Annotated in this window: 14 protein-coding genes; 3 read left to right on the forward strand and 11 right to left on the reverse strand. The window is 71.4% G+C overall.

Annotated elements, in window-relative coordinates:
- Nucleotides 1–16: 16 nt before the first annotated feature.
- Genes ACJ9NR_RS10180 through ACJ9NR_RS10190 form a run of 3 tightly spaced genes read left to right on the forward strand, consistent with a single transcriptional unit; the run spans nt 17 to nt 3772 of the window.
- Nucleotides 17–532 carry a PadR family transcriptional regulator gene (locus ACJ9NR_RS10180; RefSeq protein ID WP_412487191.1) on the forward strand — a complete coding sequence of 172 codons (516 nt, stop codon included), beginning with the start codon at nt 17–19 and terminating at the stop codon, nt 530–532.
- On the forward strand, nt 529–1278 hold the full coding sequence (locus tag ACJ9NR_RS10185; RefSeq protein ID WP_412487192.1) for an ABC transporter ATP-binding protein: 750 nt from the start codon (nt 529–531) through the stop codon (nt 1276–1278). The genes ACJ9NR_RS10180 and ACJ9NR_RS10185 overlap by 4 nt, the downstream gene beginning before the upstream one ends.
- A gap of 40 nt (nt 1279–1318) precedes the next feature.
- Entirely contained in the window at nt 1319–3772 is a 2454-nt protein-coding gene (locus tag ACJ9NR_RS10190; protein ID WP_412487193.1) for an ABC transporter permease, read from the forward strand.
- A 17-nt stretch (nt 3773–3789) separates the two neighbouring features.
- Here the strand turns inward: ACJ9NR_RS10190 and ACJ9NR_RS10195 are convergent, their stop codons facing one another.
- The 11 genes from ACJ9NR_RS10195 to uvrC form a co-directional block, all read right to left on the reverse strand.
- Nucleotides 3790–4686, reverse strand: a complete 897-nt coding sequence (locus tag ACJ9NR_RS10195) for a hypothetical protein (RefSeq protein ID WP_412487194.1) — start codon at nt 4684–4686, stop codon at nt 3790–3792.
- A 94-nt stretch (nt 4687–4780) separates the two neighbouring features.
- A complete protein-coding gene (gene pgi / locus ACJ9NR_RS10200; RefSeq protein ID WP_412487195.1) occupies nt 4781–6436 on the reverse strand; it encodes a glucose-6-phosphate isomerase in 1656 nt (551 codons plus the stop codon).
- Nucleotides 6437–6728: 292 nt separating this feature from the next.
- The gene (locus tag ACJ9NR_RS10205) at nt 6729–7064 is read right to left on the reverse strand and encodes an RNA polymerase-binding protein RbpA (protein WP_003957010.1); all 336 of its coding nucleotides are present in this window, start codon (nt 7062–7064) and stop codon (nt 6729–6731) included.
- Nucleotides 7065–7277: 213 nt separating this feature from the next.
- Nucleotides 7278–7508: a preprotein translocase subunit SecG gene (gene secG / locus ACJ9NR_RS10210; RefSeq protein ID WP_399347239.1), complete on the reverse strand. Its 231-nt coding sequence runs from the start codon at nt 7506–7508 to the stop codon at nt 7278–7280.
- A 114-nt stretch (nt 7509–7622) separates the two neighbouring features.
- On the reverse strand, nt 7623–8399 hold the full coding sequence (tpiA, locus tag ACJ9NR_RS10215; RefSeq protein ID WP_412487196.1) for a triose-phosphate isomerase: 777 nt from the start codon (nt 8397–8399) through the stop codon (nt 7623–7625).
- A gap of 5 nt (nt 8400–8404) precedes the next feature.
- Nucleotides 8405–9616: a phosphoglycerate kinase gene (locus ACJ9NR_RS10220; RefSeq protein WP_412487197.1), complete on the reverse strand. Its 1212-nt coding sequence runs from the start codon at nt 9614–9616 to the stop codon at nt 8405–8407.
- A gap of 144 nt (nt 9617–9760) precedes the next feature.
- Nucleotides 9761–10768, reverse strand: coding sequence for a type I glyceraldehyde-3-phosphate dehydrogenase (gene gap / locus ACJ9NR_RS10225; protein WP_412487198.1), 1008 nt, complete (start codon nt 10766–10768; stop codon nt 9761–9763).
- A 386-nt stretch (nt 10769–11154) separates the two neighbouring features.
- On the reverse strand, nt 11155–12144 hold the full coding sequence (gene whiA / locus ACJ9NR_RS10230; protein WP_412487199.1) for a DNA-binding protein WhiA: 990 nt from the start codon (nt 12142–12144) through the stop codon (nt 11155–11157).
- Nucleotides 12135–13211: a gluconeogenesis factor YvcK family protein gene (locus ACJ9NR_RS10235; RefSeq protein ID WP_412487200.1), complete on the reverse strand. Its 1077-nt coding sequence runs from the start codon at nt 13209–13211 to the stop codon at nt 12135–12137. Before ACJ9NR_RS10235 ends, whiA begins: the two co-directional genes overlap by 10 nt.
- Nucleotides 13208–14167, reverse strand: a complete 960-nt coding sequence (gene rapZ / locus ACJ9NR_RS10240; protein ID WP_412487201.1) for an RNase adapter RapZ — start codon at nt 14165–14167, stop codon at nt 13208–13210. The genes ACJ9NR_RS10235 and rapZ overlap by 4 nt, the downstream gene beginning before the upstream one ends.
- Nucleotides 14164–16194 (reverse strand): excinuclease ABC subunit UvrC, encoded by a 2031-nt coding sequence (gene uvrC / locus ACJ9NR_RS10245; protein WP_412487202.1) that lies wholly within the window; start codon nt 16192–16194, stop codon nt 14164–14166. Before uvrC ends, rapZ begins: the two co-directional genes overlap by 4 nt.
- Nucleotides 16195–16408: the final 214 nt, after the last annotated feature.

Below are 16408 nucleotides of genomic sequence, written 5' to 3' on the forward strand. Positions count from 1 at the left end.
TTGGAGGAGGGGACGAGTGCGCCTGCCCCTCCTGGCTCTCCTAGCGCGCGGTCCGGCGCACGGCTACGAGCTCAAGCAGGACCTTGAGCAACTGCTGGGCTCCGCGTACCCTCAGCCGAACGTCGGCCAGATCTACGTGACCCTCGGCCGCCTCGAGAAGCAGGGGCTGATCGAGGGCGAGGACGTCGAGCAGTCGAGCCGGCCCAACAAAAAGGTCTACCACCTCACCGAAACCGGGCGGGAGGCACTGCGCGCCTGGTTCGAGGAGCCCGAGGACGAGCCACGGGTGCGGGACGAGTTCTTCATGAAGCTGGCGCTCGCCCCGCAGACCGGACTCGCCGACCAGATCGCCCTCATCAACAAACAGCGGCGCCAGTACCTCAACACCATGCGCAACCTGTCGAAACTGGCCGCCGCCGAGAACCGGGACAACCGCGTCGCGCAGTTGCTGATCGAGGGCGCGATGCTGCACCTCCAGGCCGACCTGGACTGGCTGGAGCGGTGCCAGGAAGAGCTGGAGGAGCGTCAGTGAGCGACAGTCCCGCTCCCGTGCTGCACGCCGAGGGCCTGGTCAAGACGCACTACGGCGAGGGCGCGCCGGCGCACGCCGTGCGCGGTGTCGACCTCTGTGTGCGGCAGGGCGAGTTCGTGGCCGTCACCGGTCCCTCGGGCGCCGGCAAGTCGACGTTGCTGCACCTGCTGGGCGGGCTCCAGCGGCCGGACGCCGGCGGCATCCGGCTGGACGGCGTACGCACGGACGCCTGGAGCGAGGCCCGCTGGGCGGTGGAGCGCAGGAAGCGCATCGGGATCGTCTTCCAGTTCTTCAACCTGGTCTCGAACCTGTCCGTCGCCGACAACGTGGAACTGCCCGCGCTGCTCGCCGGGGTGGCGCCCCGGCAGGCGCGCGCCGGGCGCGAGGAGCTGCTGGCCGAGCTGGGGCTCACGGGCAAGGAGCGGAGCATGCCGGCCGAGCTGTCCGGCGGTGAGCAGCAGCGGGTCGCGCTGGCCCGGGCGCTGGTCAACCACCCGCCGCTGCTGCTGGCCGACGAGCCCGCTGGCAGCCTGGACAGCAAGGGCACCCGTGAGGTGATGCGGCTGCTGTCCCGTTTCCACCGGCGTGGCCAGACGATCGTGCTGGTCACCCATGACGCCCGGCTGGCGAGCGCCGCGGACCGGGTGATCAGCTTCTTCGACGGGCGCATCGCCGACGACGCGGAACTGGACGGCAGGCCGGCCCGCGGGACCGGGATATCGGGCGTACTGGAGCTCAAGGACTGACATGCGGGTGTACGACGACGCCCGGAAGGGCTGAGGCGCGGTGCGAGCGACCTTGCGCTGGGCGCACTCCGATCTGCGGACGCACCGCGGCGAGGCGCTGTTCCTGGTGCTGGCGACCGCCGGGATCGTGCTGTCGCTGCTGCTGGCGACGGCCCTGTTCGGATACGCCACCAATCCCTGGCAGCGGATCTTCACACAGGAGCGCGGCGCGCACGACGTGTGGATCCACACCTCCGCGTCCGCCCCGGCGAGCAAGCTGGCCGACCTGGACGGCGTCGAGTCCGTCTCCGGCCCCTACGCCACCGAGTCCACCACGCTCGCCTCCCGCGGCACCCGCGCCTCGGTCGAACTGCGCGCCACGCCCGAGCGCTCCTCCGTGGGCCACCCGCTGCTCACCTCCGGCCGCTGGCTGGACCTCGCCACACCCGACGGCGTGGTCCTGGAGAGCCGCCTCGCCCGCGCGCTGCTGGCCGAGCCCGGCGACACGCTCACCCTGCCGGGCAAGGGGCGGACGGTGACCGTCCTCGGCGTCGCCGACAGCGCCGAACCGCGCTACCGGCCCGGCGAGCAGCCCGGGCTCGTCTGGGCACTCCCGTCCGCCCTGTCCCACCCCAACGGCCAGGTCATCGGCCTGCGCCTGACCAACCCCGACGACACCGGCTACGCGGTGCAGCGCGCCGTCACCGCCCTGGGCGCCGGCGCCATCGGCGAGGTCTCCACGTGGCAGCAGGCGCGGGCCGAGGCACAGGGCGACAACCGGCTGCTCGGGCAGGTGCTCGGCCTGTTCGGGCTGGGCGCGCTGATCGCCGCCGGGCTCGCGGTGCACGGCGCGATCGCCACCCGCATCCGCGGCCACCTCAGGGACATCTCGGTCCTGAAGGCGATCGGCTTCACACCGGGCCAGGTCGTGCGCGTCTTCCTCCTCCAGCACATCGCCTACGCCGTCCTCGGCGCCGTCGGCGCGGCGGCGCTCACCCGGGCCCTGGGCAGCCACTTCCCCGGCCGCCTCGGCGAGGCCCTCGGCCTGTGGCAGGGCCTGCCCGGCCACACGGTCGCCCTCTTCGCGATCCCCGTGGGCGCCGTCCTCTTCATCGGCGCCACGACGGGCCTCGCGGCCTGGCGCGCGGGCCGGGTGCCACCGGTACCGGTGCCCCGGGGCGCGCCGGTGGGGGCCGCGCGCCGGGCGTTGTTCGGCCCACGGCGTGCGGGAGCGCCTGCTTCCCGGTCTTCGCAGCCTTCCCGGTCTTCTCAGCCTTCCCGGCCTTCCCGGCCTTCCCGGTCTTCTCAGCCTTCGCAGCCTTCCCGGTCCGCCCCGGAAGAGGGCGCCCCGGGCGTCTCCCCCGGCCGGCTCTCCGCCATGGCGCGGCGGGCGCTCGCGCTCGGGATGCCGCCCGCGCTCGTGCTGGGGTGGCACACGACCTCCGTCCGGCGGCTCAGGTCGCTGGCGACCGTGGCGCGGCTGGCGCTGCCGCTGCTGCTGATCGTCGTGGCGATGAACGCCTGGACGACCATCGACCGCTTCCACAGCAGGCCGGACCAGATCGGGCTGCCGGCCGCGCTCACCGTCCACGCGGACACAGGCCTCAGCGACCGCGCGACCCGCACGCTGCTGGCCCGCGACCCCCAGGTGGCCGCCGCCTACCCCGGCGTCGAGGTGGCCGCCCTGGTCCCCGGCCAGACGGCCACGATCGCGCTGCGCGGCCTCGGCACCCGCCGCAACCCCTACCCGTACACCCTGGCCGAGGGCCGTCCCGCCCGTGACGGCGACGAGGCGGTGGCCGGGCAGGGCCTCCTCGACCTGCTGGGCGTCCACGTCGGCGACTGGGTGCGGATGATGGTCGGCGACCAGCCGCAGATCCTGCACATCGTGGGCCGCAGCATCGAGCCGGAGAACGCCGGCCGGGTCATCACCACCTCTCTCGACACCCTCCGCGAGAACGACCCGCACCTAGCCCCGACCTTCTACCAGCTCCGCCTGCGCCCCGGGGCCGATCCGCGGGAGGCCGCCGGCCGGCTGACCGCCGCGGGGCACGGGCACCTGGACGTGCACGCCGTGACCAACCCGGCCGACGGGCTCTCGCCCCTGCGCTCGGTGGCCGCCGGGCTGATCGTGGTCCTCGCCCTCATCGGGCTCATCGAACTGCTCACGGCGATCGGCGGCACCGTCCGCGAGGGCGAACGCGATCTGCTCGCCCTGAAGGCCATCGGCCTCTCCCCGCGCCAGATCGGCGGGATCACCATCACGGCCACCGGCTGCACCGCCCTGGCCGCCGTCCTCGTCGGCACGGCCCTGGGCACGCCCCTCGCGCACTGGCTGATCGACGCCCAGGGCAGATCGAACGGCATCGGAGCGGGCATCGCGCAGGGTCCGTCGCCGGTTTCGCTGGTGCTTTTCGGGCTGGCGGCGGTGCTGGGCGCGGCCGCTCTGGCCGCCCTGCCCGCGGCCCGCGCGACCGGGCGACGCCTCGCCGACACGCTCGGGGCGATCGCCTGACCCGAGCGGCCGCAGGGTCAACCGGCGTACGGGTCACCGGGTCCGTACGGCGGCGGTGCGCCGTACGGATTGCCGTACGGAGATCCGTACGGGCTGCCGTGGGGACGGCCCCCGGGCGGGACGAACCCGCCGGGACCCGGCGGGGCGTACGGCGGGGGCGGCGGCGCGGTCCTCGGCAGCACGGCCGGGTGGTCCGCGAGCCGGATGCCGTACCGCTGCCTGAGCCTGCGCAGCTCCAGCAGGGCGATCGCCGCGACCGTCACGGGCGCGCCCAGGATGAACACGATCCCCATGGTCAGGCTCAGGCCGTGCAGATCCCCGGTGAGGAGGTCCATGACGGCCATCAGCGAGGTCGTCACCGTGGCGAGCAGCGGCGGCAGCCCGCGGTGCACGGCCGCGGTGCCGAAGAAGTTCCCGGTGAGCTTGACCGCGCCCTCGATCACGAAGATCCCCAGCCAGAGCCCGGCGAGGCTCAGCACGAGTTTCGCCGGGACGCCGAAGGCGTCGCCCAGCCGGAAGAGCAGCACCGTCGCCAGGACCGAGCCGATGAAGAGCAGCAGCAGCTTGAGCGCGTTGACGAGCGGCACCTTCAGCTGCCGCACGGTGCCGCCGCGCCGCCAGACGTAGAGCATCACCCCGACCGTCAGCGGGGTGACGAAGAACACGACGACGGAGGCGGTGGCCGCGTTGTCCAGCATCTCGTCGAAGGCGAACCCGCCCTGGACGAAGGTGTAGACGCCGAGCGCCGCGACCGCCCCGCCGATGACCCGCAGGCGTTTGAGCCGCTCCACGGACGGGTCGACCGCCTCGGGGATCCAGGCGGGGTGGAACACCGCCCGCGCCACGTGGTGAGGCTTCAGAAAGCTCCGGGCGGTCAGCCTCTCGCCGACCCAGCCCCCTTGCCCGCTGCTCATGTCCTGCTCCCCCGAGCGGTCGTGTCCGTGATCGCCCGGGAGAGTCTAGGGGAAGGGGACGCTCACCCGCCGCCCGACCGCCCCACCCGCTTCGTCATGAACGGCCGCGCAGCTGACGGTACTTGGCGACCAGGGCCGTGCTGGACGGGTCCAGTCCCGGCACCCGCGCCCCCTCGGTCAGCGCGGGCTCCACCCGCTTGGCCAGCACCTTGCCGAGCTCGACGCCCCACTGGTCGAAGGAGTCGATGTTCCAGACGGCGCCCTGCACGAACACCTTGTGCTCGTAGAGGGCGATCAGCTGGCCGAGCACGGACGGGGTCAGCTCGCGCGCGAGGATCGTCGTCGTCGGGTGGTCGCCCTTGAAGGTCTTGTGCGCCACCAGGTCCTCCGCCACTCCCTCGGCCCGCACCTCCTCCGGTGTCTTGCCGAAAGCCAGCGCCTGCGTCTGTGCGAAGAAGTTGGCCATCAGCAGGTCGTGCTGCGCCTTCAGCGCGCCGCTCAGCGCGGCGGCCGGCTCGGCGAACCCGATGAAGTCCGCCGGGATCAACTTCGTTCCCTGGTGGATGAGTTGGTAGTAGGCGTGCTGACCGTTGGTGCCCGGCGTACCCCACACCACGGGCCCGGTCTGCCAGTCGACCTCCCGCCCGTCGCGCCCCACGTACTTGCCGTTGGACTCCATGTCGAGCTGCTGCAGGTACGCGGTGAACTTCGACAGGTAGTGGCTGTAGGGCAGCACGGCGTGCGACTGGGCGCCGTGGAAGTTGCCGTACCAGATGCCCAGCAGCCCCAGCAGCAGCGGCACGTTGGACTCGGCGGGCGCGGTCCTGAAATGCTCGTCGACGATGCGGAAGCCGTCGAGCATCTCGCGGAAGCGGTCCGGGCCGATGGCGATCATCAGCGACAGGCCGATCGCCGAGTCGTAGGAGTAGCGTCCGCCGACCCAGTCCCAGAACTCGAACATGTTGTCCGGGTCGATACCGAACCCGGCGACCTTCTCCGCGTTGGTCGACAGCGCCACGAAGTGCCGGGCGACGGCCTCCGGGCCGGCCTCGAGCTCGCCGAGCAGCCACTCCCGGGCCGAGGTGGCGTTGGTGATCGTCTCGATCGTGGTGAAGGTCTTGGAGGCGATGACGAACAGCGTCTCCGCCGCGTCCAGGTCCCGGGTGGCCTCGTACAGGTCGGCGCCGTCGACGTTCGACACGAAGCGCACCGTCAGTCCGCGGTCGGTGTAGCCGCGCAGCACCTCGTACGCCATCGCGGGTCCGAGGTCGGAGCCGCCGATGCCGATGTTGACGACGTTCCTGATGCGCTTGCCGGTGTGACCGGTCCAGGCGCCGGAGCGGACCCGGTCCGCGAAGCCGGCCATCCTGTCCAGCACGGCGTGGACCCGCGGCACCACGTTCTCGCCGTCGACCTCGATCACCGCGTCCCGGGGCGCCCGCAGCGCGGTGTGCAGCACGGCGCGGTCCTCGGTCGTGTTGATCTTCTCGCCCCGGAACATGGCGTCCCTGAGGCCGAAGACGTCGCAGGCCGCGGCCAGCTCGCGCAGCAGCCGCAGGGTCTCGTCGGTGACCAGGTGCTTGGAGTGGTCGACGTACAGGTCGCCCACCTGCAGCGCGTAGCGGGAGCCGCGGCCGGGGTCGGCGGCGAAGAACTCCCGCAGAGAAGTGCCGGCGAGTTCCTCACGGTGCTTGGCCAGCGCGGCCCACTCGGGCGTCTGGTTGAGCCTGGTACGTCCGTCTGCGTTCATGTCCGACTTCAGCCTTCTTTCGTCCCTGTCCCAGCGGCTTCCAACCTAATTGATCAGCGCGGGACGTGAACCGTCATGGCGGCGTCGTCCGGCACGACAACAGGCCGGTACGGCAACAGGTACGTGCCGTGTGCGTGCGGGTGTCAGCTCGTGGGCGGACGGGCAGGGCGGCCCGGGGACGGACGGGGCGAGGGCGCGACGGCGAGCGGGCGGGCCGGGCCCGCCCGTCCCCCGGCCGGGTACGAAAAGGCTCCGGCCAGGCACCCCTCGGTGCCCGGCCGGCTCTCAAGTCCTAGATCTCGCCCCGCAGTTTGGCGAGCGCCTCGGCGAGGATCGCCTCGCCGTCCGCGTCACTGCGCCGCTCCCGGACGTACGCGAGGTGCGTCTTGTAGGGCTCGGTGCGCGGCGGGTCCGGCGGATTGTCCCGGTCCTGTCCGGCCGGGAAGCCGCAGCGCGGGCAGTCCCAGGTGTCGGGAACCTGCGCGTCGCTGGCGAAGCTGGGCTGCGTCTCGTGCCCGTTCGAGCACCAGAAGGAGATGCGCAGACGCGGCGCGGACTCGCCGCGCTCGGCCTCGCCCATCGGCCCCGCCCCGACCCGGCTTCCTCGGATCGCGTTGCCACTTGCCACGGTCGTAACTCCCTGCGTGATGGTGCCGCGAAGCGAGTCGGCGTTTCGCTTCGTTGCGAGCGCCTCAGTCTACGTAAGGCCCAACGCGCGTCCAGTGCTTGGAGTTACAACCTCCGTACCCAGACGCAAGCCCCATGATAGGCCGCGCTCAGCTGCGCGTACCGAACATGGGGCCTTACGTGCGGAATACGGGTGCGGTGTGTGTATTGCCGCTCAGCTGTTCGTCTTCATGAGGATGCCGAGTACGACAATGCACACGAACCACAGCAGACCGATCACCACGGTGATGCGGTCGAGGTTCCGCTCGGCGACCGAGGAGCCGCCGACGGACGACTGCATGCCGCCACCGAACATGTCGGAGAGACCGCCGCCCTTCCCCTTGTGCATCAGCACCAGCAGCATCAGCAGCAGGCTGAAGACGATCAGGGCGATCGAGAACCCCAAAACCACGGCTGGACCAACTCTCTCGGATTCGGATGGACGACGGGGGCACAGCCACACAGCTGTGCCCCCGCAAGGGTACGACGTATCGCCGCTAGCGCATACTCCCAGCTCGTGTCACTGGTCGCGGAAGCGCACGATCTTGACGAACTCGTCCGCGTCCAGCGAGGCACCGCCGACCAGGGCCCCGTCGATGTCGGCCTGGGCCATGATCTCGGCGACGTTGCCCGACTTCACGGAGCCGCCGTACTGGATGCGCACCTTGTCGGCCAGGTCCTGGTCGTACAGCTCGGCGACCTTGCCGCGGATGGCGGCGCAGACCTCCTGCGCGTCCCCGGAACCGCAGACCTTGCCGGTGCCGATGGCCCACACGGGCTCGTAGGCGATCACGACGGTCTCGGCCTGCTCGGCCGGGAGGTCCTTCAGACCGCCCTCGACCTGGGCGAGCGTGTGCGTGACGTGGTTGCCCGCCTCCCGCACCTCGAGCTCCTCGCCGACGCACAGGATCGGGGTCAGGCCGTGCTTGTAGGCGGCCTTGACCTTGGCGTTCACCTGCTCGTCGGTCTCCGCGTGGTACTGCCGGCGCTCGGAGTGGCCGATCACCACATACGTGCACTTCAGCTTGGCCAGCATCGGGCCGGAGATCTCCCCGGTGTAGGCCCCGGAGTCGTGCGCCGAGATGTCCTGGGCGCCGTACTTGATCTTCAGCTTGTCGCCGTCGACCAGGGTCTGCACGGAGCGCAGGTCCGTGAAGGGCGGCAGGACGGCGACCTCGACGGCCTCGTAGTCCTTGTCCGCGAGGGCGAAGGCGAGCTTCTGGACGTGTGCGATGGCCTCGAGGTGGTTGAGGTTCATCTTCCAGTTGCCCGCCATGATCGGCGTGCGCGTGCTCATGCGGTTCAGTCCTCCAGTGCGGCGAGGCCGGGGAGCGTCTTGCCCTCGAGGTATTCGAGGGAGGCGCCGCCACCGGTCGAGATGTGGCCGAATGCGGTCTCGTCGAAGCCCAGGAGACGCACGGCCGCGGCGGAGTCGCCGCCGCCGACGACGGTGAAGGCCGGGGAGTCGATGAGGGCCTGGGCGACCGCCTTGGTGCCCTCGGCGTAGTCGGGGTGCTCGAAGACGCCCATGGGGCCGTTCCAGAAGACGGTGGCGGCGTCGGCGAGCTTCGAGGCGTACAGCTTGCGGGTCTGCGGACCGATGTCCAGGCCCATGGAACCGGCGGGGACGGCGTCCGAGGCGACGGCGTCGGGGTGCGCGGGCGCCTTCGTCTTCAGGTCCGGGAACGCGTCGGCGACCAGCACGTCGACGGGGAGCACCAGCTCCACGCCGGTCTTCTCCGCGCGCTCGATGTACTCCCGGACCGCCGGGATCTGGTCCTCCTGCAGGAGCGACTCGCCGATCTCATGGCCCTTGGCCTTGAGGAAGGTGTACGCCATGCCGCCGCCGATGAGGAGGCGGTCGGCCTTGCCGAGCAGCTCGTCGATGACGGCGAGCTTGTCGGAGACCTTGGCGCCGCCGAGCGCGACCACGTAGGGCCGCCGGACCTCGTCGGTCAGCTTCCTCAGGACGGCGACCTCGTTCGCGATGAGGTAGCCGGCGTAGTGCGGCAGCCGGGCCGGCAGGTCGTAGACGGAGGCGTGCTTGCGGTGCACCGCGCCGAAGCCGTCGCCGACGTACACGTCCGCGAGGGCGGCCAGCTGGTCCGCGAACGCGCCGCGCTCGGTGTCGTCCTTGGAGGTCTCGCCGGCGTTGAAGCGCAGGTTCTCGATGACCGCGACCTGGCCGGGCCGGAGTCCGTCCACGGCGTCGCGGGCGGCGGGTCCGACGGTGTCCTGGGCGAACGCCACGGGCGCGCCGAGGAGTTCACCGAGGCGCTGGGCGGCGGGCAGCAGCGAGAAGGCCGGGTCCGGGGCCCCCTTGGGGCGGCCGAGGTGGGAGGCGACGACGACCTTGGCGTCCGCCGCCACGAGGGCTTTGACGGTGGGCAGCACGGCCCGGATGCGGCCGTCGTCGGTGATGGCCGTGCCGTCCAGCGGCACGTTGAGGTCGGCGCGGACGAAGACCCGCTTGCCGGACACTCCTTCGGCGAGGAGTTCGTCGATCGTCTTCATTGTGAGAGGGCTCCCGAGAGGACTGATGGTGCGCGTGATCGATCGTACGAGGGCCGATCCGTACGTGACTCAGGGCCCGGGCGGCGCGTCCCTGCACCGCCCGGGCCCTGACTTCACATCGAGTTGCCTGCTGGGGCGACCGGATCAGAGCTGGTTGCCGACGAAGACCGTGAGGTCGACGAGGCGGTTGGAGTAGCCCCACTCGTTGTCGTACCAGCCGATGACCTTCACGTTCTTGCCCTCCTGGACCATGGTCAGGGAGGAGTCGAAGGTGCAGGACGCCGGGGCGTTGACGATGTCGGAGGAGACGATCGGGTCCTCGGTGTATTCGAGCAGGCCCTTGAGCTCACCCTCGGCGGCCTTCTGGAAGGCGGCGTTGACCTCTTCCTTGGTGACCTCGCGGCTGAGCTCGATGACCAGGTCGGTGACCGAGCCGGTGGGGACCGGCACGCGCATGGCCATGCCGTCCAGCTTGCCCTTGAGCTGCGGCAGGACCAGCGCGGTGGCCTTCGCGGCACCGGTGGTGGTCGGGATGATGTTCTCGGCGGCGGCCCGGGCGCGGCGCAGGTCCTTGTGCGGGAAGTCGAGGATGCGCTGGTCGTTGGTGTACGCGTGCACCGTCGTCATCAGGCCCTTGACGATGCCGAAGTTCTCGTCGAGCACCTTGGCCATCGGCGCCACGCAGTTGGTGGTGCAGGAGGCGTTGGAGATGACGTGGTGGTTCGCCGGGTCGTACTTGTCCTGGTTGACGCCCATCACGATGGTGATGTCCTCGTCCTTGGCCGGGGCCGAGATGAGAACCTTCTTCGCGCCACCGGCGATGTGCTTGGCGGCGTCTTCCTTCTTGGTGAAGATGCCGGTCGACTCGATGACGATGTCGACGCCCAGCTGGCCCCACGGGATGTCGGCGGGGTTGCGCTCGGACAGGACCTTGATGGTGTGGCCGTCGACGGTGATCGTGTCGGCGGTGTGGGAGACCTCCTGCTTGAGGCGGCCCAGGATGGTGTCGTACTTCAGCAGATGAGCGGTGGTCGCGGTGTCACCCAGGTCGTTGACAGCCACGATCTCGATGTCTGCACCCTGCTCCAGCAGCGCGCGGAAGTAGTTGCGACCGATACGACCGAAGCCGTTGATGCCTACGCGGATCGTCACGAACCGATCTCCTCGTTGGTACGCCGGCCATGCGGTGCCGGCGAGCTCTGTTTGGGATGTCCCCGACCACCCCCGACCCTACCTCCCTGGGACCCCGGTGGTGACATCGAGATGCCGCATACCCGGGCAGGCGGTCCGTACCCGCCAGTAGGGGTACGGACCGCCCGGCCGGAAGCGCCGTCACTCCTTCTGACCACGGTGAGCCGGTCAGCGTTGACCGGGGAGTTCACCCTTCGAGGGCCCTGAGCGCCTTCCGCACCGGGGTGTTGCGGTCGGCCGCCCGGCCCCCGGGGACGGCCGGGCCCGCCCGCCCGGCCTTCCGCCGGGCCGCGGCCCGGCGTCCAAGTGCGCCGCGGCACCGGCGGGTCGCCGGACCTGACGCCGCGTCAGCCGACGAGGTTGTCGGCCATCTCCTCGGTGATGCTGGACTCCGTCCCCGGAATGCCGAGGTCGCAGGCGCGCTTGTCGGCCATGGCCAGCAGGCGGCGGATCCGGCCGGCGACCGCGTCCTTGGTCAGCGGCGGGTCGGCGAGCGCGCCCAGCTCCTCCAGCGAGGCCTGCTTGTGCTCCATGCGCAGCCGGCCGGCGGCCGCGAGGTGCTCGGGCACCTCCTCGCCGAGGATCTCCAGGGCGCGCTGGACGCGGGCGCCCGCGGCGACGGCCGCGCGCGCGGAGCGGCGGAGGTTGGCGTCGTCGAAGTTGGCGAGCCGGTTCGCCGTGGCGCGGACCTCGCGGCGCATCCGGCGCTCCTCCCAGGCCAGCACCGACTCGTGGGCGCCGAGGCGGGTGAGCAGGGCACCGATCGCGTCGCCGTCCCGGACGACCACCCGGTCCACGCCGCGCACCTCGCGGGCCTTCGCGGCGATCGACAGCCGGCGCGCGGCACCCACCAGGGCGAGGGCGGCCTCGGGGCCCGGGCAGGTCACCTCGAGGGAGGAGGAGCGGCCGGGTTCGGTGAGCGAGCCGTGGGCGAGGAAGGCACCGCGCCAGGCGGCCTCCGCGTCGCAGGTGGCCCCCGAGACCACCTGCGGGGGCAGACCGCGGATCGGGCGGCCCCGGCCGTCCACGAGGCCGGTCTGCCGGGCGAGCTGGTCGCCGCCGGCGACGACCCGCACGACGTAGCGCGAGCCGCGGCGCAGCCCGCCCGGCGCCATCACGATCAGCTCGGAGCTGTGGCCGAAGATCTCCAGGATGTCCCGCTTCAGGCGCCGCGCCGCCATCGCGGTGTCCAGCTCCGCCTCGATCACGATGCGCCCGCTGACCAGGTGGAGGCCGCCGGCGAACCGCAGAATGGCGGAGACCTCCGCCTTTCTGCAGCAGGTCCGGGTGACGGGAAGCCGGGAGATCTCATCCTTCACCGCTGCCGTCATCGCCATGGGCCGATCCTTCCATGCATCCGAAAAATACGGTCGTACGCGGCAGCCAGCAGCTCCGGATCGTGCCGCGGAGTTCCGTCCCTCCGGGCCACCGGCGCCAGCTCGACCGCGGCCCCGAGCCGCTTGGCGGCCTCGGTGAGCACCTCGCGGTCGGGAACGGCGGCCTCGTCGGCCAGCACCACGTCCAGGGCGAGTTTAGGGGCGTGTCGTCCCAAAACCTCCAAATGACGCTGCGGGGAGAACCCGTCGGTTTCTCCGGGCTGCGGGGCGAGGTTCAGCGAGAGTACCCGGCGCGCCTTCGTCGCCGTCAGCGCGTCCAGCAGGTCGGGCACGAGCAGGTGCGGGATGACCGAGGAGAACCAGGAGCCGGGCCCGAGGACCACCCAGTCGGCGTCCAGGACCGCCTCGACGGCCTCGGGGACGGCGGGCGGGTCGTGCGGCACGAGGTGCACGGACTGCACCTCGCCGGGCGTCAGCGCCACGGTCGCCTGGCCGCGCACCAGGTCGACCTCGTCCGGCCGGTCCGGATCGTGCCCCTTGACCAGGGCCTGGAGCTCCAGGGGTACGGCGGACATCGGCAGCACCCGGCCGTGCGCGCCCAGGAGCTTGCCGACCAGGTCGAGCGCCTGGACGTGATCGCCGAGCTGCTCCCACAGGGCGACGATCAGGAGGTTGCCGACCGCGTGCTCGTGCAGGTCGCCCTTGGACTGGAAGCGGTGCTGGATGACGCGGGCCCAGGTCTGGCCCCAGTCGTCGTCCCCGCACAGCGCGGCCAGCGCCTTGCGCAGGTCGCCGGGCGGCAGCACGCCCAGCTCGTCGCGCAGGCGCCCGCTGGAGCCGCCGTCGTCGGCCACGGTGACGACGGCGGTGAGGTCACCGGTGATCCGGCGCAGGGCGGCGAGCGAGGCGGACAGGCCCATGCCGCCGCCGAGGGCGACGACCTTGGGCTGGGCGCCCCGGCGGCGCGGCCGGGCGCCGCGGGCCGCGACGGGCCGGCCCGTGCGCGACTCGGGCACCGTACGGCGCAGCCGGCTGAGCCGGCTCGGCCGCAGAGGAGGTTCCGTCATTCGCGTCCCATGTCCCGGTGCACGACCACCGTCTCCACGCCCTCGGCCGCGAGGCGCGCGGCGAGCTTCTCCGACATGGCCACCGAGCGGTGCTTGCCGCCCGTGCAGCCGATCGCGATGGTCACGTACCGCTTGCCCTCCCGGCGGTAGCCCGCCGCGATCAGCCTGAGCAGCTCGGCATAGCGGTCGAGGAACTCCTTGGCACCGGGCTGGTTGAAGACGTACGCCGACACCTCGTCGTTGAGGCCGGTGTAGGGGCGCAGCTCGGGGACCCAGTGCGGGTTGGGCAGGAAGCGCATGTCCGCGACCAGGTCGGCGTCGACCGGGAGGCCGTACTTGAAGCCGAAGGACATGACCGTGGCCCGCAGCTCGGGCTCCTCCTCGCCGGCGAACTGGGCGTCCATCTTGGCGCGCAGCTCGTGCACGTTCAGGCTGGAGGTGTCGATCACCAGGTCGGCGTCGCCGCGCAGCTCGCGCAGCAGCTCGCGCTCGGCGGCGATGCCGTCGACGATGCGGCCGTCGCCCTGCAGCGGGTGCGGGCGGCGCACCGACTCGAAGCGGCGCACCAGGGCGTCGTCGGAGGACTCCAGGAAGACGATCCGCCGTGTGACGTCCCGCTGGTCCAGGTCGGCGAGGGACTCGCGGAGGTTGTCGAAGAAGCGGCGGCCGCGGACGTCGACCACCACCGCGATGCGCGCCACGTTGCCCTGAGAGCGGGCGCCGAGCTCCACCATGGTGGGGATCAGGGCCGGCGGCAGGTTGTCCACGACGAACCAGCCGAGGTCCTCCAGGCACTTGGCGGCCGTCGACCTGCCCGCTCCGGACATGCCGGAGATGATCACCAGCTCGGGGATGGCCGGTTCGGGTGCCCCGGCCGGCTCGCTGGTCGCGCCCGTACTCACCTGTGCTCCGTCTCCGCCGTGGGCCTGTTGCCCGTCGTGCTCGTTCACATTCATGTCTCCTGCCCCCGTCGTTCGTCCGGGGTGCCCGTCGTCAGGGGCTCCCCGGCGGAACCCGTGGTACCGGGTTCCTCCTCCATGATCTCTCCGGTCGCCGTGTTCACGGCGGGAGCGGCCGGGGCCGTCCGGGCCAGGGCCACGGCGATCGTCTCGGCCGTCTTGCGGCCTATGCCGGGCACCTCGCAGATCTGGTCGATGGTGGCGGATCGCAGTCTCTTCAGCGAACCGAAGTGCTTGAGGAGTGCCTGCTTACGGGTGTCCCCGAGGCCCGGCACGTCGTCCAGCGGACTGGAGCGGAAGCGCTTGGCCCGCTTGGTGCGCTGGTAGGTGATCGCGAACCGGTGCGCCTCGTCCCGCACGCGCTGGAGCAGGTAGAGGCCCTCGCTGGTGCGGGGCAGGACCACCGGGTCCTCCTCGTCCGGCAGCCACACCTCCTCCAGGCGCTTGGCCAGGCCGCACACGGCGACGTCGTCGATGCCGAGTTCGTCGAGGGCCTTCTTCGCGGCCGCGACCTGGGGCCGGCCGCCGTCGACGACGACGAGCTGGGGCGGGTAGGCGAACTTCCTGGGGCGGCCGTCCTCCTCGGTGAGCGTGTTCTCACCGTCGGCCCACTCCCCCGTCTTCTCCTTCTCCGCGAGGTAGCGCCGGAAGCGGCGGTTGATCACCTCGTGCATGGAGCGGACGTCGTCCTGGCCCTCGAAGCCCTTGATCTGGAAGCGGCGGTACTCGCTCTTGCGCTGCAGGCCGTCCTCGAAGACGACCATGGAGGCCACGACGTCGTCGCCCTGGAGGTGCGAGATGTCGTAGCACTCGATCCTCAGCGGGGCGCTGTCCAGGTCGAGGGCCTCGGCGATCTCCTCCAGCGCACGCGAGCGCGTGGTCAGATCCGAGGCGCGCTTGGTCTTGTGCAGTACGAGCGCCTGCTGGGCGTTGCGCTCCACCGTCTCCATCAGGGCCTTCTTGTCGCCGCGCTGCGGGACGCGCAGGGAGACGTTGGAGCCACGGCGCTCGGCGAGCCACTCCTGGACGGGTTCGAGCGGGTCGGGCAGGGCGGGGACGAGGACCTCCTTGGGGACAAAATCGCCCTTCTCCTCGCCGTAGAGCTGCTGCAGGGCGTGCTCGACGAGGGCGCCGGTGGTGATCTCCTCGACCTTGTCGGTGACCCAGCCGCGCTGGCCGCGCACGCGCCCGCCGCGGACGTGGAAGATCTGGACGGCCGCCTCCAGCTCGTCCTCGGCGACCGCGATCAGGTCGGCGTCGGTCGCGTCGGCGAGCACGACCGCGTTCTTCTCCATGGCCTTCTTCAGGGCCTCGATGTCGTCGCGCAGCCGGGCCGCCCGCTCGTACTCCATCTCCTCGGCCGCCTCGGCCATCCGCCGCTCCAGGCGGCGGATGTACGTCCCCGTGCGGCCGGCCATGAAGTCGCAGAACTCGTCGGCCAGTTCGCGGTGCTCCTCCTCCGAGACCCGGGCGACGCAGGGAGCCGAGCACTTGCCGATGTAGCCGAGCAGGCAGGGGCGGCCGGTGCGGGTGGCGTTCTTGAAGACGCCCGCCGAGCAGGTGCGCACCGGGAAGACGCGCAGGAGGAGGTCCACCGTGTCGCGGATGGCCCACGCGTGGCCGTACGGCCCGAAGTAGCGCACGCCCTTGCGCTTGTGGCCGCGCATCACCTGCACGCGCGGGAACTCCTCGCTCATGGTCACCGCGAGGTACGGATAGCTCTTGTCGTCTCGGTACTTGACGTTGAACCGGGGGTCGAACTCCTTGATCCAGGAGTACTCCAGCTGGAGCGCCTCGACCTCCGTGGACACCACCGTCCACTCCACGGACGCGGCCGTGGTGACCATGGTGCGGGTGCGGGGGTGGAGGTTGGTCAGGTCCTGGAAGTAGTTCGCCAGGCGCTGGCGCAGGCTTTTTGCCTTTCCGACGTAGATCACCCGGCGGTGCTCGTCACGGAACCTGTACACCCCTGGGGAGTCCGGGATCTCACCCGGCCGGGGGCGGTAGCTGGAGGGATCGGCCATGTCTCACACCCTACTGGCGGGGACCGACAGCCGACGGGCCTGTGGACGGGGCCCGGCGCGACTGCGGAACGGCGGCACGGCGCACCCGCGCCGGGCCGCTGATCGCGTCTCGGCCAGGAGCGCGCCGCTGTTGGGTTTCAGGTGTTGTCCGGACTAGGTCAACACGCTTCAATGCGTGGGAACTCGGGGCCGTGAAGGACGGCGTACGGATGTG

The sequence above is a fragment of the Streptomyces sediminimaris genome, from assembly GCF_047049295.1.
Classification (GTDB): Bacteria; Actinomycetota; Actinomycetes; order Streptomycetales; family Streptomycetaceae; genus Streptomyces; species Streptomyces sediminimaris.

Excerpts from the sequence above, each read along its gene's own strand:
- tpiA (WP_412487196.1), bottom strand. The coding sequence starts at position 8,399 with ATGAGCACGCGCACGCCGATCATGGCGGGCAACTGGAAGATGAACCTC.
- uvrC (WP_412487202.1), bottom strand. The coding sequence starts at position 16,194 with ATGGCCGATCCCTCCAGCTACCGCCCCCGGCCGGGTGAGATCCCGGAC.
- ACJ9NR_RS10195 (WP_412487194.1), bottom strand. The coding sequence starts at position 4,686 with ATGAGCAGCGGGCAAGGGGGCTGGGTCGGCGAGAGGCTGACCGCCCGG.
- ACJ9NR_RS10235 (WP_412487200.1), bottom strand. The coding sequence starts at position 13,211 with ATGACGGAACCTCCTCTGCGGCCGAGCCGGCTCAGCCGGCTGCGCCGT.
- rapZ (WP_412487201.1), bottom strand. The coding sequence starts at position 14,167 with ATGAATGTGAACGAGCACGACGGGCAACAGGCCCACGGCGGAGACGGA.
- ACJ9NR_RS10220 (WP_412487197.1), bottom strand. The coding sequence starts at position 9,616 with ATGAAGACGATCGACGAACTCCTCGCCGAAGGAGTGTCCGGCAAGCGG.
- whiA (WP_412487199.1), bottom strand. The coding sequence starts at position 12,144 with ATGGCGATGACGGCAGCGGTGAAGGATGAGATCTCCCGGCTTCCCGTC.
- pgi (WP_412487195.1), bottom strand. The coding sequence starts at position 6,436 with ATGAACGCAGACGGACGTACCAGGCTCAACCAGACGCCCGAGTGGGCC.